This is a genomic window from Microbacterium sp. ProA8, assembly GCF_039905635.1.
Classification (GTDB): Bacteria; Actinomycetota; Actinomycetes; order Actinomycetales; family Microbacteriaceae; genus Microbacterium; species Microbacterium chionoecetis.
Genome location: NZ_CP157000.1, coordinates 819,283 through 840,219 on the forward strand (window position 1 = coordinate 819,283; position 20,937 = coordinate 840,219).

General features: G+C 68.6%; 16 protein-coding genes. 14 read left to right on the forward strand and 2 right to left on the reverse strand.

Going from position 1 to position 20,937, the window contains the following annotated elements; translation table 11 throughout:
- Positions 1 to 84: 84 nt before the first annotated feature.
- Positions 85 to 10,101, forward strand: a complete 10,017-nt coding sequence (locus ABG085_RS03525; RefSeq protein WP_347978060.1) for a SpaA isopeptide-forming pilin-related protein — start codon at positions 85 to 87, stop codon at positions 10,099 to 10,101.
- Between the two features lie 69 nt (positions 10,102 to 10,170).
- On the opposite strand, the gene ABG085_RS03530 is transcribed toward ABG085_RS03525, so the two are convergent.
- Positions 10,171 to 11,265 carry a glycosyltransferase gene (locus tag ABG085_RS03530; protein ID WP_347978061.1) on the reverse strand — a complete coding sequence of 365 codons (1,095 nt, stop codon included), beginning with the start codon at positions 11,263 to 11,265 and terminating at the stop codon, positions 10,171 to 10,173.
- Positions 11,266 to 11,269: 4 nt separating this feature from the next.
- Complete coding sequence (locus ABG085_RS03535) at positions 11,270 to 12,781, reverse strand: sugar transferase (RefSeq protein ID WP_347978062.1); 1,512 nt, start codon at positions 12,779 to 12,781, stop codon at positions 11,270 to 11,272.
- A gap of 575 nt (positions 12,782 to 13,356) precedes the next feature.
- Between ABG085_RS03535 and ABG085_RS03540 the strand changes: the two genes are divergently transcribed.
- The 13 genes from ABG085_RS03540 (at position 13,357) to rplN (ending at position 20,936) form a co-directional block, all read left to right on the forward strand.
- Positions 13,357 to 14,733 carry a hypothetical protein gene (locus ABG085_RS03540; protein ID WP_347978063.1) on the forward strand — a complete coding sequence of 459 codons (1,377 nt, stop codon included), beginning with the start codon at positions 13,357 to 13,359 and terminating at the stop codon, positions 14,731 to 14,733.
- A 484-nt stretch (positions 14,734 to 15,217) separates the two neighbouring features.
- Positions 15,218 to 15,526, forward strand: a complete 309-nt coding sequence (gene rpsJ, locus ABG085_RS03545) for a 30S ribosomal protein S10 (RefSeq protein ID WP_106816553.1) — start codon at positions 15,218 to 15,220, stop codon at positions 15,524 to 15,526.
- Positions 15,527 to 15,534: 8 nt separating this feature from the next.
- Positions 15,535 to 16,194: a 50S ribosomal protein L3 gene (gene rplC / locus ABG085_RS03550; protein WP_163618847.1), complete on the forward strand. Its 660-nt coding sequence runs from the start codon at positions 15,535 to 15,537 to the stop codon at positions 16,192 to 16,194.
- 4 nt (positions 16,195 to 16,198) lie between these two features.
- Complete coding sequence (gene rplD / locus ABG085_RS03555; RefSeq protein WP_347978064.1) at positions 16,199 to 16,861, forward strand: 50S ribosomal protein L4; 663 nt, start codon at positions 16,199 to 16,201, stop codon at positions 16,859 to 16,861.
- A complete protein-coding gene (gene rplW / locus ABG085_RS03560) occupies positions 16,858 to 17,157 on the forward strand; it encodes a 50S ribosomal protein L23 (RefSeq protein WP_163618849.1) in 300 nt (99 codons plus the stop codon). The genes rplD and rplW overlap by 4 nt, the downstream gene beginning before the upstream one ends.
- Before the next feature lie 24 nt (positions 17,158 to 17,181).
- A complete protein-coding gene (gene rplB / locus ABG085_RS03565; protein ID WP_019181725.1) occupies positions 17,182 to 18,021 on the forward strand; it encodes a 50S ribosomal protein L2 in 840 nt (279 codons plus the stop codon).
- Positions 18,022 to 18,033: 12 nt separating this feature from the next.
- A complete protein-coding gene (gene rpsS / locus ABG085_RS03570) occupies positions 18,034 to 18,315 on the forward strand; it encodes a 30S ribosomal protein S19 (RefSeq protein WP_045275479.1) in 282 nt (93 codons plus the stop codon).
- Positions 18,316 to 18,337: 22 nt separating this feature from the next.
- On the forward strand, positions 18,338 to 18,736 hold the full coding sequence (rplV, locus tag ABG085_RS03575; protein WP_347978065.1) for a 50S ribosomal protein L22: 399 nt from the start codon (positions 18,338 to 18,340) through the stop codon (positions 18,734 to 18,736).
- Positions 18,736 to 19,506 (forward strand): 30S ribosomal protein S3, encoded by a 771-nt coding sequence (rpsC, locus tag ABG085_RS03580; RefSeq protein WP_163618852.1) that lies wholly within the window; start codon positions 18,736 to 18,738, stop codon positions 19,504 to 19,506. Before rplV ends, rpsC begins: the two co-directional genes overlap by 1 nt.
- Positions 19,506 to 19,925 (forward strand): 50S ribosomal protein L16, encoded by a 420-nt coding sequence (gene rplP, locus ABG085_RS03585; protein WP_018171451.1) that lies wholly within the window; start codon positions 19,506 to 19,508, stop codon positions 19,923 to 19,925. Before rpsC ends, rplP begins: the two co-directional genes overlap by 1 nt.
- On the forward strand, positions 19,925 to 20,239 hold the full coding sequence (rpmC, locus tag ABG085_RS03590; RefSeq protein ID WP_347978066.1) for a 50S ribosomal protein L29: 315 nt from the start codon (positions 19,925 to 19,927) through the stop codon (positions 20,237 to 20,239). Before rplP ends, rpmC begins: the two co-directional genes overlap by 1 nt.
- On the forward strand, positions 20,239 to 20,571 hold the full coding sequence (rpsQ, locus tag ABG085_RS03595; RefSeq protein WP_163618853.1) for a 30S ribosomal protein S17: 333 nt from the start codon (positions 20,239 to 20,241) through the stop codon (positions 20,569 to 20,571). Before rpmC ends, rpsQ begins: the two co-directional genes overlap by 1 nt.
- Complete coding sequence (rplN, locus tag ABG085_RS03600) at positions 20,568 to 20,936, forward strand: 50S ribosomal protein L14 (protein WP_194414500.1); 369 nt, start codon at positions 20,568 to 20,570, stop codon at positions 20,934 to 20,936. The genes rpsQ and rplN overlap by 4 nt, the downstream gene beginning before the upstream one ends.
- Position 20,937 lies beyond the last annotated feature (1 nt).

Consider the following 20,937-nt stretch of genomic DNA (forward strand, 5'->3'; position numbering starts at 1 on the left):
CACCGGAGGGAACGCACACTTGGGGAGTCCGACCGGGAAACTCGGGGTCCCCTTGAGCTGACATCAGCGAGAAGGGGAGCCTTGATGTCTGTGCACTGGGGAATCGACGGTTCGGCACGTTCGGGGATGCGGCGCAGGCTGCGGGAGGCGCGTGAGCGCGACCGCAGGCTGACGATGCGGCACCGGTGGTATGCCGGCGGCATCGCGACGCTGCTGTCGGGCGCGCTGATCTTCACGGGGGTGACCCCGGCGCTGGCCGAGGTGGTGCCGCCACCGGCGGACCAGACGACGGCGGAGTCCACGCCGCCCGCGGAGGACACCACGCCTCCCGCGGAGGAGACGCCGACCGAGCCCGCGCCGGTGCCCTCGGAGCCGGCGCCTGCCCCGGTGCCCTCAGAGCCGTCCACAGAGACGCCCCCGGCGGAGCCTCCGGTCGACGAGACGAAGGTCGACGAGCCCGAGGTCGGTCAGTCGCAGTCCCGCGTCGCCCCGCAGGCAGAGATCGCACCGCTGGCGGTGCTGCCCGGCTGCACCGGCAGCTGTCTGACGATCACGCGCAGCGTGACGATATCGGGCGGCGGCCCGGCGAGCGCCTCCGACTGGGAGTACCGCGCGACCACCGGCGCTGACTGGGCCGTGATCCCGAGCGCCGCGACCGGTGTCGACGTCGCGAACGGCTCCTACGCGGTGTCGGCCGTGCCGCTCAACGGCAACAGTGCCAACTACGTGACGTCTGTCTCGTGCAGCGACTCCGGCTCGGGCCTTTCGTGGGACGGCGGGCCGTCGACGCTGTCGTACACGTCGGGCAGCGATCGCGCGTCGGCGTGCACGTTCACGCACACGTTCCAGGCGCCTGCCACGATCACGATCCAGAAGGGCGGTCTGCGCACGGGTGCGCAGACGGTCGCCGGCCTCGCGGGAGCGACGTTCGCCGTCTACAAGGGCGGCGACGCCTCCGCGCCCGACCCGATCCCCGCCAACCAGGTGGGAACGTGTGTCACGGCAGCGAACGGCCAGTGCTCGGTGCCCGTCCCCGCGGGGCAGCAGTACTGGATCCTCGAGACCGCCGCGCCGTCGGGCTGGAGCTCCGTCGACCAGCTGTATGTCGGCGGCTCCTCCGGCAGCCAGACCAACACGCCGTACCGGTTCCGCACCAGCACCGTGACGGCCGGCTCGACCACGACGTACCCGCAGGTGGGCACGGGCAGTGGCGCGACCGCGTCGTCCGGCTACTGGGCGGACGTGCTCAGCAATCCGACCGCGCTCCAGGCCTGCGGCATCCGTGTCGGCCTTCTCATCGACCTGTCGAACTCGATCGACGGCGCGGAGCTGACGCAGCTGAAGACGGCCGCCACCGGATTCGTCGACGCCCTGCAGGGGACGCCGTCGTCGCTGGCCCTGTGGACCTTCGCGACGAGCGCTCCGGCGAGCGGCGGCGCCAACGGCAAGCTCAACCTGACGTCGGTGTCGACCGCGGGCGGCGCGACGACGGTCAAGAACAAGATCAACGGTCTGACGCAGCCCGGCGGCGACGCCGGCGCCACGAACTGGGACCAGGGCCTCTGGCAGGTCGCGAACGACGCCGCCAACAAGGTCGACGTCCTGCTGATGCTGACCGACGGCACGCCGACGGTCTACGGGCCCAGCGCCGACGGTCCCGGCGACTACTCGCGCTTCCGCGAGGTCGAGACCTCGGTGTTCTCGGCGAACGCCGTGAAGAACCTCGGCACGCGCGTCGTGCCCGTGGGCATCGGCGTCGGAAACGCGGAGGCCAACATCAAGGCCATCTCGGGGCCGGCGATCAACAGCGACTACTTCCTGGTCGCCAACTACGCGGCTCTCGCCACCTTCCTGCAGAACCTCGCGAAGGGTCAGTGCGAGAGCACGATCAACGTCACCAAGATGGTGGTGCCCGCCGGCGGGACGATCGCGAACGCGACGCCGACACCGGGCTGGGGCTTCAGCGCCACCAGCGGCAACACGGTGACGCCCGGGGCCGGTTCGACGAACGCGTCCGGCGCCATCAGCTTCAAGGTCGGCGGTCTGTCATCGGGCCAGAGTGCCGCGGTGACCATCACCGAGGAGGACCGCGAGGGCTACACGCTCCTCGAGCAGGCCGGCAAGAACGCGGTCTGCAAGAACGATCTCGACCAGAGCGTGACGGTCACGGATGTCGGCGCCCTCGGCTTCACCGCGAACGCCACCGGTGGGCGCATCGTCACGTGCACGGTGTACAACCAGGCGCCGAATCCGCAGGTGGAGCTGAAGGTGATCAAGAAGTGGGTCATCAACGGCACGGCCTACGACAACGACGCCCCCGGTCGGCCGTTCGGCTCCGCCCAGCTGAAGCTCGATGGACAGAACGCCGTCTTCGGCAACGAGTACACGTACAACGTGGGCACCGACGTCGCGATCAGCGAGACGGTGAGCGGTCTGCCGCCCTTCTGCACGAACGTGTCCAGCGGCACCGGCACGCACACCGTCACGGCGAGCCCGAGCCCCAACGTGGTGACGGTCACCAACACCGTCACCTGCACGACGAAGCTGACGCTGAGCAAGAAGGTCGTCGGCGGTGACGCGACCCCGAGCTCGTGGACACTGACGGGCACCGGCCCGGGCGGTGCGCTCACCGGTCCGACCGGCAGTGCGCCGACGAGCCTCACGAACGTCACACCGGGTGCGCGCTACGTGCTGAGCGAGACGGGCGGTGACCCGCGCTACACGCAGGAGGTCGTGCCGAACGCCGTGCCGGTGCCGGGCTCGACCGGCTCCTGGCACTGCTACATCCTCAACGCCGACGGCACACGCGGCAGCGAGGGTGCCGGCGGTCTGAACGGGTGGGTCGAGGTCCAGCTGGGGCAGCACGTCGACTGCGAGGCGATCAACCAGACGGCGAGCCTCGTGCTGCTGAAGCAGGTCGTCAACGACAACGGCGGAACGCAGCCGGCGTCGGCGTGGGACCTCACCGCGACGCCCGCGGTGCTCACCGGCCTGACGGCGACGACCGTCGACGGCTCGGCGACGGCCGGCCCCGCCAACACCATCCGGGTCCGTCCGGGCCACACCTACACCGTCTCCGAGACGGGGCCGGCCGGCTACGAGCAGGTGAAGCTGCAGCAGCTCGTGAACGGCGACTGGGTCGACGTCGCCGGATGGGACGTCGCCGTGCCGGCGAACGCCACGGGCATCTATCGCATCGTGAACGACGACGTGGCTCCGAAGCTGACGCTCGTCAAGCGTGTCACGAACGACAACGGCGGCACCGCGCTGAACACGGCGTGGACGCTGACCGCGACCTCCGCCGACGGACCGGACCTGAGCGGACCCACCGGAACCACCGGCGACGTCGAAGCGAGCGCGGTGTACACGCTCGCCGAGGCGAACGGGCCGGTCGGCTACGACTGGACGACGCTCTCGTGCACGGGATATCCGAACACGACGACGGCGGCACCGACCCTGACGCTCAAGCCGGGCGATGACGTCACCTGCACGTTCACCAACGACGACAAGCCGGGCAAGCTCACGCTCCTGAAGGTCGTGGACGGCAGCAACGGCGGCGACGCCGTGCCGACCGACTGGAACGGGATGCTGCAGGCCAAACGCGGCTCCGACGCCACCGTGTCGTTCGACCACAACCAGATGAAGGACGTGCCCGCCGGCGTGTACACGCTGAACGAGCTGCAGAACGTCGACGGCTACGAGTGGACCGGCCTGGCGTGCTCCACCGGCCAGACCTCGCTCGAGAACGAGACCGTCACCGTGGCCAACGGCGCGAACGTGACCTGTACGTTCACCAACCGCGCGATCAAGCCGACGCTGACGCTCGTCAAGATCGTCGACAACAAGAACGGCACCGGCACGGCGACCCCCGACCTGTGGACGCTCACCGCGGCGGCCGAGGGCCAGCCGTCGGTCACGGGTCAGGGAACGGCATCCGGAGCAGTCATGCCGGGAGCGGAATATGCCCTCTCCGAGAGCGAGAACGTCTCGGGCTACACGGCCGGTGACTGGAGCTGCTACGTCACGGGCACCAGCCCGCGCGTGGCGTTCCCGATCGATGACGACATCGTCGTCCCGGTCGTCGGCGACGACGTGACGTGTGAGATCACGAACACCGCGGTTCCGGCCGAGGGCGGGATCGTGAAGCAGGTACGGGCGGGGTCGCCCGTGCAGATCGCCACCGGGCCCGACGCGGGCAAGTGGCAGATCGTCTACGACATCACCGTCACCAACGAGTCGCGCACCTCGACGCTGTTCTACTCGCTGAGCGATGCGCTGCAGCTCGGCGCGGGAATCACCCCCTCGTCGGCGGGCTGGACCGGTCCGAACGCGACCAGTGGCGCATTCGCGCTTCCTGCGGGAACCGCCACGCTCGCCACCGACGTGCCGCTCGCGCCGCAGATCGATGACGACCAGCCCTTCTCGACGCACGTCTACACCGTGACCGTCGTGGCCGATGTCGCGGCGAGCGCGGCCGGCGCGGATTCGTCGGTCTGCACCTCGACGCAGCCGAAGCGCGCGTTCCTCAACACTGCGACGCTCACCGTCGACGGTGAGCCGACCACGGTGCAGGACTGCGCCCAGCCGGCGTTCCCGACCATCGTCAAGGTCGGCACGAACCCGGCGACGCAGAACCCGGATGCCTCGTGGAACGTGGTGTACACCGTCACGGTGGGCAACCCGAGCGCCACGACCGGGGTCCAGGCGACGCTCTCGGACGCCTTCCCGGCCGCTCCGGCAGGCTGGACGCTGAGCCCTAACAGCTGGACGGTGACCGCGGTCGGCGCGGCTCCGGCGCCGGTACCCTCGTCGTACGCCCCGGGATCGGCGACGATCTGGCAGGGCGCGCTCCCGGCGAACACGAGCTACTCGTACACCGTCACGGGCACGCTCGTGCCGTCGACGGCGGCGACGTCGATCGGCGACTGCGCAGCCCAGGCGGGCCTGAAGAACAAGGCGACCGTCACCTCAGGCCAGGTGGTGAAGGATGCCACGGGCTGTGTGACCGTGGTGCTGCCTCCGGTCACCGTCACCAAGACCGACGGCACGGCCACGCAGCTCGCAGACGGCGACTGGCAGATCGATTACACGGTGACGGTCGCGAACGCGAGCAGCTTCGCGACGGTGTACACGCTCACCGACGTGCCGGAGCTGGGTACCGGGTTCTCGGTGGTGAGCGGCGCCTGGCAGGGCACCGCACCGGCGCCGAACCAGGCCATCGCGGCGAACAGCTCGCAGCAGTTCGTCTACCGGGTGATCGCGTCGTTCGACCCCGAGGTGGAGGATCCTGAGCTCGAGTGCGTGCCGGGACAGGGGGGCGCGTTCTACAACGTCGCCTCGATCACCTTCCCGGGCGGCACGGACAGCGATGACGGCTGCGCCGAGCCGGGTGCGCCGACGGTCACCAAGACCGCCGCCGCTCCGGCACCCGGCGTGGGCGGCTCGTGGACGATCTCGTACACCGTGCAGGTGCAGAACACGAGCGGCATGACGCTCGCCTATGCGCTGGATGACGAGCCCATCGCGCTGCCCGCCGGCGTCGACCTCACCACCCCGTGGGCGGTCACCGGTCCGGCGAAGGCCCCGGCCGATGCGGGCACGGCTGTGCTGACAGCCGGCTGGAACGGCACGTCACAGGTCCAGGTCGCGACGGGCACGCTGCCGACGGGCGCGACGCACACCTACACGGTGACCGCGGGCGTGACACTGACGGTGAACGCCGACCCCGACGACCTCGAATGCGGTGAGACTCCGACCGAGAACGAGGGCATCTGGAACACGACGGTGGTCTCCAACGGCGTGTTCGAGGATGACGCCGAGGACTGCGTCGAGATCCTCCCGGTGCCTGTCGAAGTCGCCAAGTCGAACGGCGTCGCCTCGCAGGGTCCGGCGGGACTCTGGACGATCGCATACCAGGTGACGGTGTCGAACCCGAACCCGCTGCCGAGCGTCTACACGCTGACCGACACTCCGCAGTTCGACGCGACGAGCTTCGAGATCGTCGCGCAGGGCTGGGTCGGCTCGCCCGACACCACCGACGTGCCGATCGCGGCGAACGCCACCGGTGCGGGCGCTCACGTCTACACCTACCTGGTGACGGCGAGGTCCAAGGTCGACCCGGTTCCCGCCTCGGGCTTGCAGTGCACCGAGAACGGCGGCGGCTTCTTCAACGTCGCCACCGTGACCTTCCCCGGCGGCACCGACACCGACAGCGGCTGCGCCGTCCCGGCAAAGCCCTCCGTCAACAAGATCGCGCTGCCCTCGACGCAGGACCCGGTGACCGGCGCCTGGACGCTCCGCTACGCGGTGTCCGTCACCAACGCCAGCGGCATCGACCTCTGGTACTCCGCGACCGACACGCCGACGCCGTTGCCGGCAGGTGCCGTCGGCGGCGTGTGGCAGGTTCTCGCTCCGGCTCTGTCCGGCGGCGGCACAGCGGTCGTCAACCCGCTGTGGAACGGTGGGGCGATCCTGGACCTGGCGACCGGTCAGATCCCGAACGGGGCCACGCACACCTACACGGTCACGCGGACGGTGCAGATCCCGGCATCCGTCGATGAAGATCTCCTCGACTGCGTGGGGGAGGATGGCGGGCTCTGGAACGCCACCGTCGTCACCAACGGCATCGGCGGCAACGAGGCCGAGGCCTGCGCCCAGGTCGACCCGCCGAGCGTCACGATCGACAAGAGCGTGACGGACACATCACAGCGCGAGGACGGCACGTGGGACATCACCTACGAGGTCGTCGTCACGAACGAGTCCACCGAGCTGGCCGCCGTCTACAACCTCGACGACGCGCTGCGCTACGGCGGTGACATCGAGATCCTGGATGCCTCGTGGACGGGTCCCACCGGAGGAGCGGCGTTCGCCGCGCCGACGTGGAGCGCGACGCTCGCGACCAACCGGGCGCTGGCGGCCCGTGTCGGCGACGCCGGTGTCGACACGTACACCGTGACGGTGCACGCGGATGTCGACGCCGCCGCCTGGGCGGGCGACACGCTCGAGTGCCAGGACGGCGAGACGCCGGGTGCGGGCGGGTTCCTCAACACGGCGACCGTCACGGTGAACGGCGAGCCGATCACCGACGACGCGTGCGTGGAGCCGAAGCTGCCGACGTTCCAGAAGGTCGGCACCGCGGCGACGCAGGATCCGGACGACGCGACGAAGTGGCTCGTGAGTTACGAGCTGCGCGCCACGACCGGCGGATTCGACACGTCCTACTCGCTGTCGGACACGCCGCTGTTCGCCCCGGGAATCACGCCGCTGTCGGCGACGGCCCAGCGCACCGACACCGACCCGGACGGGCCGGTCCTTCCGGTGACGGCCGGTGCCGACTTCGTCACGAACGTGGCGCTCGGCGCCGCGGACGCGCCGCACGTCTACACGATCACGTGGCTCGTCGACATCACCGGCACGTTCGAGCCCGACACCGCAGCCTGCGATGGCGAGGGATCAGGGTTCTTCAACACCGCGCTGCTGTCGATCGGCGAGATGGAGATCCCGGGCGACGCGTGCATCCCCGTCGAGGACGCCGTCTATCCGGTGCCGGCCAAGACGGTGACGTCGACGACGCAGGACCCGGAGACGGGTGACTGGACGATCGTCTACGACATCGACGTGACGCTGGCGCCGGAAGGCCCCGAGAATCCCGAGGGGCTGTCGGCCGAGTACGACCTGACCGACACGCTCGAGTTCGGCGGCGACATCGAGATCGGGAGCGCCTCGTGGGAGTTCGAGGGCACCTCGAACGACTTCGCCGGACCGAACGATCCGGCCACGCTCGCGAACGACCGGACGATCGACGCGGGGGAGACCCACACCTACACGGTCACCGTCGTGGCGGCGGTCACCGAGCAGGCGATCGACGACGGCACGACCGAGTGCCCGTCGGGCGAGGAGACGGCGGGCGGGTTCCTCAACACCGCGCTGCTGACCTCGGGTCAGCAGGAGACCCCGGTCGACGCCTGCGCCGAGCCGGTGTTCCCCGAGATCGAGAAGCACGGCGGCGTGACCATCGACAACGGCGACGGGACGTTCGACATCGAGTACTTCGTCACCGTCACCTACCCGGAGTCGGACCTGGAACCCCTTCCCGAGTCGGTGGCCTACGACCTGACCGACGCTCCGGTGCTGCCGGCAGGCGTCGAGCTGGACGGCGACTGGACCGCAGAAGCCGCCGACGATGCGACGCCGGACCCGACCGACCCGACCTGGGACGGCACCGGAACGTGGACCGTCGTCGACGACGGCGAGCTCACGCCCGAGGACGACGTGCACACCTACCGGGTGTTCGCGACGGTCGCGGTCACCGCGCCGCCGACCGGCGAGCCGCAGACCTGCGACGAGACCGAGGGCCAGGGCATCGTGATCCTCAATGTCGGCACGGTCACCTCCGGTGACTACGTGGCGGATGACGACGGCTGCCAGATCGTCCACTTCGACGACGTGGGCATCGAGAAGACCGCGGTGCTCGCCGAGGGCGAGGAGTCGGTGGAGCCGGGCGACGAGTACAGCTACGAGCTGACCGTCACCAACTACGGCACGCGCCCCGCGGTCAATGTCCGCGTGACCGATGACGACCTCAACGACCGGCTCGACATCCTCGGGCTCACCGTGTCGCCCGCCGAGGTCACCTGGCACACCGCACCCGGCTGGACCGAGAACGGCGCGGACCAGACGAACGACGTGGTCGACCTCACCCTCGATGTGCTGGGCGTCGGCGAGTCGGCCGTGATCACCATCGACGTGGAATTCCTGGCCTACGAGCAGGAGCCGGTGCTCTACGACCACGACGGCGACCCCGAGACCCCCGAAATCGAGGGCCTCCCGCCGCTGGTCGGCGACGAGGGGCTGCCCGAGATCCCCGAGCCGATCGACGTGCTCGAGAACACGGCGTGCGTCTCTCTCGAGGGAGCGGACCCGCAGTTCGCCGCCCTCGCGGAAGCCGTGGCACTCGCAGGCGACGGCAACCCCGAGAACGACTGCGACTCGGCCGAAGTGCCGGCCCGCGACGTCGTCGCTCTCGTCTACACGCGCTGCGTGAACGATGCGCCGTTCCTCGGGTGGGCGGTCACCCGGTCGGCTCTCCTGCAGAACACGCCGATCGACTTCCGGTGGGAGCCGAACAACGCGGACGTGACGCCCGAGACGACGCCGCCGTTCGTGGCCGATCAGTTCACCGGCACGGGTGTCTGGGCGGAGGAGATCTCCTGGCCGGGCTCGGTGTTCACACCGCCGCCGTCGAGCATCTCGATCGACTATCCCGGATGGCGTGCCATCGAGGCATCCGACATCGTCCCGGGCTCGATCCCGACGCAGTACTACCTGCCCGGCACCGCCGTCGTGATGACACCGGCGCAGCAGGCGGACTACGTGTTCAACGGGTTGATCCTCGACCCGAGCGAGCTCGACTTCGCCTGGCGCGGTGTCACCGACATCACGTTCACCGTGAATCCGACGCTCGAGTTCTCGACGGCGTACCCGCCGGCGACACCCGCCTGCTTCGTCGCCCGCCACACCGAGCTCGAGGTGGAGAAGACGGCGAGCGTCGAGCGGACGGAGCCGGGCGCGTCGTTCAGCTACACGCTGGACGTGGCGAACGTGAGCGAAGACTCGGCCGCCGAGGGCGTGGTCGTGACCGACGCCATCCCGGCCGACGTCAAGATCACCCAGGTGAACTGGACGGGCAAGGGCGACGCCGACGTGTTCCCGAACTGGCAGTCCTGCGAGGTGACGGGCCAGAACAGCGCCGGCTACGGCGGCACGCTCGAGTGCGTGCTGTACGGTCCGCTGCAGCCGATCAACTCCGACAACGGCGGCGCGTCCGTCGCTCCGAGGATCACTCTGTCGGCCACGGTGAACCCGCAGTCGAGCGCGAACACGATCACGAACGTCGCGGTCGTGGACTACTACACGTTCGGCGACCCGGACGATCCGGGCCGGGACTCCGACGACGCGACCATCCTCCTGTCGACGCTGCCGGCCACGGGCGGCGGCCCCCTGGTGCCGCTGCTGATGCTCGGCTTCCTGGCGCTGCTCGCCGGCGTCACGGCCGTGGTCGTGACACGGCGCCGGCGCGGAGAGATCAAGCCCACCCTGTGATCCTCTGGAGAGGGCGGGCGTCCCAAGGGCCCGCCCTCTCCTCAGGATCGGGCGCGCCCGCCCGCGCAGTCAGAGAGCAGAGGCGATGACCGCTCGCAGCCGGCTGCCGAACGCGTCGGGGGAGAACCGCGCCGCATTCCCCTGGACCGCGGCCGGATTCCAGTCATCCGGGAAGGCGCCGACCGCTCGGGTGATCGCCTCCACGGACTCGTTCTCGATGAACGCGCCGGAGACCCCCTCCTCGGTGGAATCCAGGAACCCGCCCGCTCGCAGCAGAAGGGCAGGCGTGCCCAAGGCCCCCGCCTCGACCGGGGTCAGCCCGAAGTCCTCTCGCGAGACCGAGATCAGCGCGCGGGAGCCGGCGTACAGCCACCGCAACTGAGAGTCCGAGACCTGCCCCACCGCGACCACATTCGCAGGCAGATCGGATGCCGCAGGCATGCCGACGATGACGAGCCGCTGCCGCGGCATCCCTGCGAACGCGGCGATGAGTCGCTGCGTCCCCTTGTAGCCGCGCGCGCGGCTCACCGTGAGAAACGCGCCCGGCGACACGCCCGCAACCGGCTCCTGCGGTCCGCCGACGTCGATCGTCACGGGCGGGTGGATCACCTCGGCGTCGATGCCGTAGACCCGGTGCACCCGCGCCGCCACCGACGTCGAGTTCGCGATGTAGACGTCGGCCGTCGCAGCAGCGCGCTGGTCCCACCGTCGCAGCGACGGCGAGAGCCCCTGCAGGGCCAGGCGGACCGCAGGCGGATGCCCCTGCACGTAATCGTCGCGCTGATACAGCCACCGCGCGGGGTTGTGGCAGTAGACCACTTTCAGCGTGCCGGCCGTGGTCCGGACGCCGTGGGCCCAGCCTGACGAACTGCAGACGACCACATCGGCACTGATCGGGGGGAGGCGCGACCATGCGCCTGCCAGGAACGGCAGCGCACGCCGCATGTCCCCGTTCAGGCGATGCAGCGCGCGGGACCGGCTCTCATGCACCTCGAAGCCTGCGAAGCCGTCGAAAGTGCGTTCCGGTGCGTACACCGAGGTCACCACGTCGCGTGCGGCGAACGTGCGCGCGACCTCGAGTGCGACGCGCTCGGCACCGCCGCGCTGCGTCAGATAGTCGTGCGCGACGACGGCGTCGAGCGCGCGTGCGGATGAAGCTGACACGGCGTCAGTAGGCGGTGTCACCCGGCCGGAAGACGGCCTTCACGGTGCGGAGCAGGATCGCCAGGTCACCGATGAGCGAGTAGTTCTCGATGTACGAGAGATCGAGGCGGACGCTGTCTTCCCAAGAGAGGCTGGAGCGCCCGCTCACCTGCCAGATGCCCGTGATGCCCGGCTTCATGAGGAAGCGGCGGTGCACGTGGTCGTGATACTGATCCACCTCCTGGCGCAGCGGCGGGCGGGGGCCGACCAGCGACATGTTGCCCGTGAGGACGTTGACCAGCTGCGGCAGCTCATCGAGGCTGTGGCGACGCATGAAGCGTCCGATCGCCGTGACACGCGGATCCTCGCGCAGCTTGAAGAGCACCTCGTTGCCGATGCCGGTCGTGCCCGCGGCGGGGAGGGCGACCAGGCGGGCCTCGGCATCGTCGACCATGGTGCGGAACTTGAGCATGTGGAAGGTGCGGCCGTGCAGGCCCACGCGCTCCTGCCGGAAAAGGGCAGGTCCAGGGCTCGATGCGCGTACGAGAAGCGCCAGCGCCAGCAGCAGAGGCGAGAGCAGGAGCAGCCCGAGCGCCGCGCCGACCGCGTCGCTTGCCCGCTTTATGATGCGCTGGCCGGCGCTGAGTCGCGGGATCTCGACGTGGATCAGTGGCAGGCCTGCCACCGGCACCGCATGGATCCGCGGGCCGGCGACATCCACGATGCCGGGAGCGAGGACGAGGTGCTGCTGGCCTGACTCGAGGTTCCACGAGATGCGCTTGACCTTGGCCGGCGGCAGATCGTCCGTGCTGGTCACGCCCACCGTGTCGGCGGCCGATGTCTCGAGCGCCCACTCGACGTCGTCGACGTTGCCGAGGATAGGGATGTCGGTGCCCTCGAGGTGGGAGCCGGCGACTCCGCCGGGCACGCAGGCGCCGACCACCGTGTAGCCCGCGTCGGGGGTGCGCATCAGCTCACGGCTGAGATCGGCGACGGAGCGCTCCGAGCCGACGAGCAGGGTCCGGGCGGTGAAACGACCCGCACGCCGCTCTCGCAGGAGCCAGCCCCGCCACAGAACCCGGGAGCCCAGAAGGAGCGCGAGGCCCAGCGGAAGCGACACCAGCAGGTACCCCCGTGCGACGTCCACCCGGAGCACGAAGGCGATGATCGCCACGAGACCGAACACTCGCAGACTGGCGTCGGCGACACGGCGGTACTCCGGGATGCCCGACCCCAAGACGCGAGCCGTGCGGGAGTCGTTGAGGGCCAGTGCCCACATCCAGGTCGTGACCAGGACGAGACCCATCGCGGTGTAGGAGAACGGTGAGACGGTGCTCTCGGGTCGGATGACAACGGTCTCGCTGAATCCCTCGAACCAGACGAGTTGGGCGCCGAAGACCGCGAGTGTCGCGGCGATCAGATCGGTCAGCCAGATGCGTCGACCGAGCCGCCGTCGCCAGTCGGGAGTGCGCGCGTTCGCCAGCGCTGTGTCCCTTGCAGAGATCGACAGCGACCCATAGCCCAAAGATGCCGCCACCTGCAGAGCCCTCCCCGACCTGCACCCAGAAATCCGTCCTAGGGGCGGGCATCGGGTAGGTGCCTCGCGATTCACCGGTCCCAACCGGCGATCCAGACGACGGATTCAGAGGGAGCGTACCACCCGTATTGACGAACGTCACCGGGTCAGTCCTTTTGCGGCGGCCGCGCGGTGCCCACGACCGCCCGAACGCGATGGGGAGAATCACCCATGCGCCGGTTTCGCACGACAGGATGCCGCACGATAGCCTGCTTCCGACGGTTCAATGTCCCGCCTGCCCATCCGTACGGGGTCGGCGGAACTCGTTCTCCCCCAAGTTGTACGGGTGATCCGAACGACGTGCCCCCGCGCGTCGTGAGATGTCGGCGTGCCCCCGCGCGTCGCAGAGAAGTACCGGCGTGCCCCCGCACGTCGCAGAGAAGTACCGGCGTGCCCCCGCACGTCGCTGGGAAGTACGGCGTGCTCTCTGCGCGCCGCTGGGAAAGACGGCGCGCTCTGCGCGCCGCTGGGACGACGCTCCACGTCGATTAGGGGATGCAGTGCGCAAGAGAACTTTGAAAGCTTTGGCTGGGGCGTTGGTCGCCGCGGCCCTGGTCGTGGCTCCGCTGGTGACCGCCGGCGCGACCGCAGCCGATGTGGACTGGCCGGCGGACACCGTCGGCGTCAAGGGTGAGCTCGTGTCGGCCGATGGCATGAATCAGACCGGGGACTGGGAAGATTTCACGGATCACGAGGCCACCTGTTACGAGGGTGGCGGCTCGCATGGGACGGTGACGAACAACGGCCTGACGGTCACCCTCAAACCGTTCGGTGAGAACTGGGACGGAGACCACTGGGAACTCCTCGCCATCAAGGCGGGCAACGTGTGGAACAACGTCATCGTTCACCCGGAGGTCGGCGTCGCCTACGCCTCGCCTCCCAACAAGAGCGGCAATCAGGCCGCGGTCTCTCACTGGATCGTCTGCAAGGGCACGACGCCGGACGAAGAGCCTGACCCCGAGGTCATCACACCGACCCTCAGCTGGACGCCGCCGTCGTGCGTCGCAGCGGGAACCCTTACCAAGGGCCTGCGCGTGACGTGGTCCTCCGTGGACAACGGGGACGGCACCACGACCTGGACCGCTTCGCCTGAGGAGGGAACGGTCTTCGCCGACGACGCGCAGATCAGCTGGGTCGTTCCGAACCTCAGCATCCGCACGAACTGCGAGGTGCCCCCACCGCTCGTCGAACCCGGTGAATGGGAAGACGGCGTCTGGGCCTGCGGCGACACCGTCGTGACGCAGACGCGCGAGATCAGCACCACCACCTACACGCGCGACGGCGAGGGCGTCCTCGTCCCGTCGACCGCGAAGAACACCGAGACCCAGACGCGTCCCCTCACGCAGGCCGAGCTCGCAGAATGCCCGCTCGTCCCCGGTGAGATCCAGTCGGTGTGCGTCGGCGACGTGCCGTACCTCGGCTACCAGGTGACGCTGCCGGAGGGCTTCGTGGCCGACAGCGCCAATCCCGTCACGATCACGTTCGTGAACCCGGACGGCGAGGACTACGTCGTCGAGGACCAGCCCCTGAGCGGCGCGCTGCTCTGGCCCGGTGCGTCCGACGGCGACCCGAAGATGTGGCCGGGCTGGGATCTCGTCGACGGCGAGTACGTCCAGACCGACGGCAACTTCGCGTGGACCCGCGCGGGCGTCACGGTCGAGTTCGCGGTCAACCCGACGTACACGACCGAGGTCGAGTACCCGCAGGCGACCGCGCTGTGCGCCAACCCGCCCGTGAGCGACGGCGACGACCCCACCACCGGCACCCCGACGTCGACCGACGCCGAGGCGCTGGCCGTGACCGGCGGCGGCATCAACCCGATCGTCGTGGCAGCGGGCGGAACGGCGCTCCTCGCCGGCATCGCGGTCGTGGCGACCGCGGCCTACCGTCGCCGTCACGCGAGCATGCAGTAGCACCGACGGATAGTCGAGAGGGCGGTCGCGCACAGCGCGGCCGCCCTCTCCGTTGCCGCGCGGCATCCGCCGTCTGGGAAACGGCCGAGCATACTCGCGACGCGACACGCCCGAGTTTGCGACACGCCCGGGCTGCACGTAGACTAGTGAGGTTCCACATTCCGGCGCCCCTCTTGGCGTGCGTCGGATCACTGTCAGGGCAGTGCATAGGCAGGCGCAACGCGCAGGGTCCTAGGCCGCGGGCAGCAGAACCACCACATCTCGAATCCATCCACAGCGGAGCCATGCTTCGCGCGCAGACGGAGAACGGATGCCGGGAGCAGCGCTTCGGCGCGACGCCCGGATTGACAGCAGAACAGCGGTGCAGCATCCCTCGACAAGCTCGGGAACCGAGCGGCCGCGAGGAGTAAGTGCCATGGCGCCCCGTGCGCCACGTGCGTCCAATGCCACTGGGGTATGACGCGAGAAAGAGAGTGAGCAGACAATGGCGGGACAGAAGATCCGCATTCGCCTGAAGTCGTACGACCACGAGGTCATCGACTCGTCGGCACGAAAGATCGTCGACACCGTGACCCGTGCGGGCGCGACGGTCGTGGGCCCCGTGCCCCTCCCGACGGAGAAGAACGTGATCGCCGTGATCCGTTCTCCCCACAAGTACAAGGACAGCCGCGAGCACTTCGAGATGCGCACCCACAAGCGTCTGATCGACATCGTCGACCCGACGCCCAAGGCTGTCGACTCGCTCATGCGTCTCGACCTCCCGGCCGATGTCAACATCGAGATCAAGCTCTGAGGTTCGACATGGCTGACATCAACTCAAAGGTTTCCAAGGGCCTGCTCGGCACCAAGCTCGGCATGACCCAGGTGTGGGACGAGAACGGCAAGCTCGTTCCCGTCACCGTCATCGAGATCGCACCGAACGTGGTCACGCAGGTGCGTACGCCCGAGAAGGACGGCTACAAGGCCGTCCAGATCGCGTACGGCCAGATCGACCCCCGCAAGGTGAACCAGCCCCTCACGGCCCACTTCGAGGCCGCGGGTGTCACCCCGCGCCGTCACCTCACCGAGGTCCGCACCGCGGACGCTGCTGACTACTCGCTCGGTCAGGAGCTCACGGTGGACGGCACGTTCGAGGCCGGCCAGCTGGTCGACGTCGTCGGCACCAGCAAGGGCAAGGGCACCGCGGGTGTCATGAAGCGCCACAACTTCAAGGGCGTCTCCGCTTCGCACGGTGCCCACCGCAACCACCGCAAGCCCGGTTCGATCGGCGCCTCGTCGACGCCGAGCCGCGTCTTCAAGGGCATGCGCATGGCCGGCCGTATGGGTGGCGAGCGCGTGACCGTCCTCAACCTCAAGGTGCACGCCGTCGACGCCGAGAAGGGTCTGCTGCTCGTCAAGGGCGCCGTCCCCGGTGCTCGTGGCCGCATCGTCTACGTCCGCAACGCAGTGAAGGGTGCCTGATCTCATGGCTGACACCACTCTCGCGCTCGACGTCCTGAAGGCAGACGGCACGGCGGCTGGTTCCGTCGAACTGCCGGCTTCGATCTTCGACGTCAAGACGAACATCCCGCTCATCCACCAGGTCGTCGTCGCGCAGCTCGCGGCGGCTCGCCAGGGCACCCACTCGACCAAGCGTCGCGGTGAGGTCTCGGGCGCCGGCCGCAAGCCCTTCAAGCAGAAGGGCACGGGTAACGCCCGTCAGGGCTCCATCCGCGCGCCTCAGATGACCGGCGGTGGCATCGTGCACGGCCCCAAGCCGCGCGACTACTCGCAGCGCACCCCCAAGAAGATGATCGCGGCCGCCCTTCTGGGCGCGCTCAGCGACCGTGCTCGTGGTGAGCGCCTGCACGTCGTCGAGACGTTCGGCATCGAGGGCGCGCCCTCGACCAAGACCGCAGCAGCGGTCTTCGCCAGCGTCAACGCGACCAAGAACGTGCTCGTCGTCGTGGACCGCGATGACGACGTCACCGTGCTGAGCGTGCGCAACATCTCGTTCGCCCACGTGCTGCCGTTCGACCAGCTCAACGCGTACGACGTGATCGTCTCGGACGACATCGTCTTCACCAAGGCTGCCCTCGACGCGTTCATCGCGTCGAAGAGCGCCGTCACCGAGGAGGCCTCGGCATGACCGCCGTTTACAAGGACCCGCGCGACATCATCCTGAAGCCGGTCGTTTCGGAGAAGAGCTACGGGCTCATCGACGAGGGCAAGTACACCTTCCTCGTCGACCCCCGCGCTTCGAAGACCGAGATCAAGCTCGCGATCGAGAAGATCTTCGGCGTCAAGGTCGCAGCGGTCAACACGCTCAACCGCACGGGCAAGGCCCGTCGTACCCGCTTCGGCACCGGCAAGCGCAAGGACACCAAGCGCGCCATCGTGACCCTGAAGTCGGGCACCATCGACATCTTCACGGCAGTCGGCTGACGGTCGGGATAGAGGACTAGAGATATGGCTATTCGCAAGTACAAGCCCACGACCCCGGGTCGCCGCGGCTCGTCGGTGGCCGACTTCGCCGAGATCACCCGATCGACGCCCGAGAAGTCGCTCCTCCGCCCGCTCAGCAAGACCGGTGGCCGCAACAACCAGGGCCGCATCACCACGCGTCACATCGGTGGTGGCCACAAGCGTCAGTACCGCGTCATCGACTTCCGTCGCAATGACAAGGACGGCGTCAACGCCAAGGTCGCTCACATCGAGTACGACCCCAACCGCACCGCGCGCATCGCGCTCCTGCACTACTTCGACGGCGAGAAGCGCTACATCCTCGCGCCGAACAAGCTGTCGCAGGGCGACATCGTGGAGTCGGGCGCCTCGGCTGACATCAAGCCGGGCAACAACCTGCCGCTGAAGAACATCCCCACCGGTACCGTGATCCACGCCATCGAGCTCCGCCCCGGCGGCGGCGCGAAGCTGGCGCGCTCGGCCGGCACGTCGGTTCGCCTCGTGGCGAAGGACGGCCCCTACGCCCAGCTGCGTCTGCCCTCGGGCGAGATCCGCAACGTCGACGCGCGCTGCCGCGCGACCGTCGGCGAGGTCGGCAACGCCGAGCAGTCGAACATCAACTGGGGCAAGGCCGGCCGCAACCGCTGGAAGGGCATCCGCCCGACCGTCCGCGGTGTCGCGATGAACCCGGTCGACCACCCCCACGGTGGTGGTGAGGGTAAGACCTCCGGTGGTCGTCACCCGGTTTCGCCGTGGGGTCAGTCCGAAGGACGCACCCGTCACGCGAACAAGGAAAGCGACAAGTACATCGTCCGTCGTCGCAACGCCGGCAAGAAGCGGAAGTAGGAGTAGAGGAAGATGCCTCGCAGCCTTAAGAAGGGCCCCTTCGTCGACGAGCACCTGCTTCGCAAGGTCGTCGTCCAGAACGAAGCCGGCACCAAGAACGTCATCAAGACCTGGTCGCGCCGTTCGATGATCATCCCGGCCATGCTGGGTCACACCATCGCCGTGCACGACGGACGCAAGCACATCCCCGTGTTCGTGTCCGAGACCATGGTCGGCCACAAACTGGGCGAGTTCGCGCCCACCCGCACCTTCCGCGGCCACGTGAAGGACGACAAGAAGGGCCGCCGCCGCTGACGCGGGGGCAGAGGAGAGAGAAATGGTGGAGTCCATCGCACGCGTGCGACACATCCGCGTGACCCCTCAGAAGGCTCGTCGTGTCGTCGCGCTCATCAAGGGCAAGCAGGCTGAGGAGGCCCTGGCCATCCTCAAGTTCGCGCCGCAGGGTGCGAGCGAGCCGATCTACAAGCTCGTCGCCGCCGGAATCGCGAACGCTCGCGTGAAGGCAGACAAGGACGGCGAGTACCTGGACGAGCAGGACCTGTACGTGGCCAACGCGTACGTCGACGAGGGCGCGACGCTCAAGCGTTTCCGCCCCCGCGCGCAGGGTCGTGCCTTCCAGATCAAGAAGCGCACCAGCCACATCACCGTCGTGCTGTCGACCCCCGAGGTCACCGACACGACGCCGGCTGCCAAGACCAAGAAGGCGAGCAAGTAATGGGACAGAAAGTCCACCCCTACGGCTTCCGCCTCGGCATCACGACCGACCACGTGTCGCGCTGGTTCTCGGACTCGACGAAGCCCGGTCAGCGTTACGCCGACTACGTCGCCGAGGACATCAAGATCCGCAAGCTCCTGCAGACCCAGCTCGACCGGGCCGGCGTGAGCAACATCGAGATCGAGCGCACCCGTGACCGCGTCCGCGTCGACATCCACACCGCCCGCCCGGGCATCGTGATCGGTCGTCGCGGCGCCGAGGCCGAGCGCATCCGCGCCGACCTCGAGAAGCTCACCGGCAAGCAGATCCAGCTGAACATCCTCGAGGTCAAGAACCCCGAGGCCGACGCTCAGCTCGTCGCGCAGGGCATCGCCGAGCAGCTCACCGCTCGCGTGGCGTTCCGCCGCGCGATGCGCAAGGGCCTGCAGGGCGCCCAGCGCGCCGGCGCCAAGGGCGTCCGCATCCAGGTCTCCGGCCGCCTCGGCGGCGCCGAGATGAGCCGTTCGGAGTTCTACCGCGAGGGTCGTGTGCCGCTGCACACGCTGCGCGCGAACATCGACTACGGCTTCTACGAGGCGAAGACCACCTTCGGCCGCATCGGCGTGAAGGTCTGGATCTACAAGGGCGACCTCACCAACAAGGAGCTCGCTCGCGAGCAGGCGAACCAGAAGCCGGCCCGCGACCGCGGCGACCGTCGCGGCCCCCGCGACCGTGGCGACCGTGGCGATCGCCGCAACGAGGCCCCCGTGGCAGAAGGAGCATCGGCGTAATGCTTATTCCCCGCAAGGTCAAGTACCGCAAGCAGCACCACCCGGGTCGCTCCGGCCAGGCCACCGGCGGCACGAAGGTCTCCTTCGGCGAGTTCGGCATCCAGGCCCTCACGCCCGCGTATGTGACGAACCGTCAGATCGAGTCCGCTCGTATCGCGATGACCCGTCACATCAAGCGTGGCGGCAAGGTGTGGATCAACATCTACCCCGACCGTCCGCTCACCAAGAAGCCGGCCGAAACCCGCATGGGTTCCGGTAAGGGTTCGCCCGAGTGGTGGGTCGCAAACGTCAAGCCGGGTCGCGTCCTCTTCGAGGTCGCCGGCGTCAACGAGGAACTCGCTCGTGAGGCCCTGACCCGCGCTATCCACAAGCTGCCCCTGAAGGCACGCATCATCAAGCGCGAGGAGGGCGACGCGTAATGGCGATCGGCACCAAGACGCTCGCTCCGAGCGAGCTCGACACGTTCGAAGACCAGCGCCTCGTCGAGGAGCTGCGCAAGGCCAAGGAAGAGCTGTTCAACCTGCGCTTCCAGTCGGCCACCGGCCAGCTCGAGAGCCACGGCCGCATCCGTGCGGTCAAGCGCGACATCGCGCGGCTCTACACCGTGATCCGTGAGCGCGAGCTCGGCATCCGTGCCACTCCCGCTCCGCTGGAGACGGCGACGAAGGCGAAGAAGACGAAGGCCAAGAAGGCGGATGCCGCTGACAAGGCCGCGAAGGAAGAGGCCGAGTAATGGCTGACACGAAGAAGGCCGCCGACGCGGTCGAGACCAAGGGTCACGAGTCGTCCGAGCACGATGTGCGCGACGTCGACGCCCGCGGCTACCGCAAGGCCCGCCGCGGCTACGTCGTCAGCGACAAGATGGACAAGACCATCGTCGTCGAGGTCGAGGACCGCGTGAAGCACCCGCTCTACGGCAAGGTCATCCGCCGCACCTCCAAGGTGAAGGCGCACGACGAAGGCAACACGGCCGGCATCGGCGACCTGGTGCTCATCAACGAGACCCGCCCGCTCAGCGCCACGAAGCGCTGGCGTCTGGTCGAGATCCTGGAGAAGGCCAAGTGATTCAGAACGAGTCCCGCCTCAAGGTCGCCGACAACACGGGCGCCAAGGAGCTGCTCACCATCCGCGTTCTCGGCGGCTCGAACCGCCGTTACGCGGGCGTGGGTGACATCATCGTGGCCACCGTCAAGGACGCGATCCCGGGCGGCAACGTCAAGAAGGGCGATGTGGTCAAGGCCGTCATCGTCCGTACCGTCAAGCAGACCCGTCGTAGCGACGGCTCTTACATCAAGTTCGACGAGAACGCCGCCGTGATCCTGAAGAGCGACGGGGAGCCCCGCGGCACCCGCATCTTCGGCCCGGTCGGCCGTGAGCTTCGCGACAAGAAGTTCATGAAGATCGTCTCGCTCGCACCGGAGGTGATCTGAC

Coding starts and splice junctions, on each gene's coding strand:
- ABG085_RS03525 (WP_347978060.1), top strand. CDS start 85: ATGTCTGTGCACTGGGGAATCGACGGTTCGGCACGTTCGGGGATGCGG.
- rpsJ (WP_106816553.1), top strand. CDS start 15,218: ATGGCGGGACAGAAGATCCGCATTCGCCTGAAGTCGTACGACCACGAG.
- rplC (WP_163618847.1), top strand. CDS start 15,535: ATGGCTGACATCAACTCAAAGGTTTCCAAGGGCCTGCTCGGCACCAAG.
- rplD (WP_347978064.1), top strand. CDS start 16,199: ATGGCTGACACCACTCTCGCGCTCGACGTCCTGAAGGCAGACGGCACG.
- rplW (WP_163618849.1), top strand. CDS start 16,858: ATGACCGCCGTTTACAAGGACCCGCGCGACATCATCCTGAAGCCGGTC.
- rplB (WP_019181725.1), top strand. CDS start 17,182: ATGGCTATTCGCAAGTACAAGCCCACGACCCCGGGTCGCCGCGGCTCG.
- rpsS (WP_045275479.1), top strand. CDS start 18,034: ATGCCTCGCAGCCTTAAGAAGGGCCCCTTCGTCGACGAGCACCTGCTT.
- rplV (WP_347978065.1), top strand. CDS start 18,338: ATGGTGGAGTCCATCGCACGCGTGCGACACATCCGCGTGACCCCTCAG.
- rpsC (WP_163618852.1), top strand. CDS start 18,736: ATGGGACAGAAAGTCCACCCCTACGGCTTCCGCCTCGGCATCACGACC.
- rplP (WP_018171451.1), top strand. CDS start 19,506: ATGCTTATTCCCCGCAAGGTCAAGTACCGCAAGCAGCACCACCCGGGT.
- rpmC (WP_347978066.1), top strand. CDS start 19,925: ATGGCGATCGGCACCAAGACGCTCGCTCCGAGCGAGCTCGACACGTTC.
- rpsQ (WP_163618853.1), top strand. CDS start 20,239: ATGGCTGACACGAAGAAGGCCGCCGACGCGGTCGAGACCAAGGGTCAC.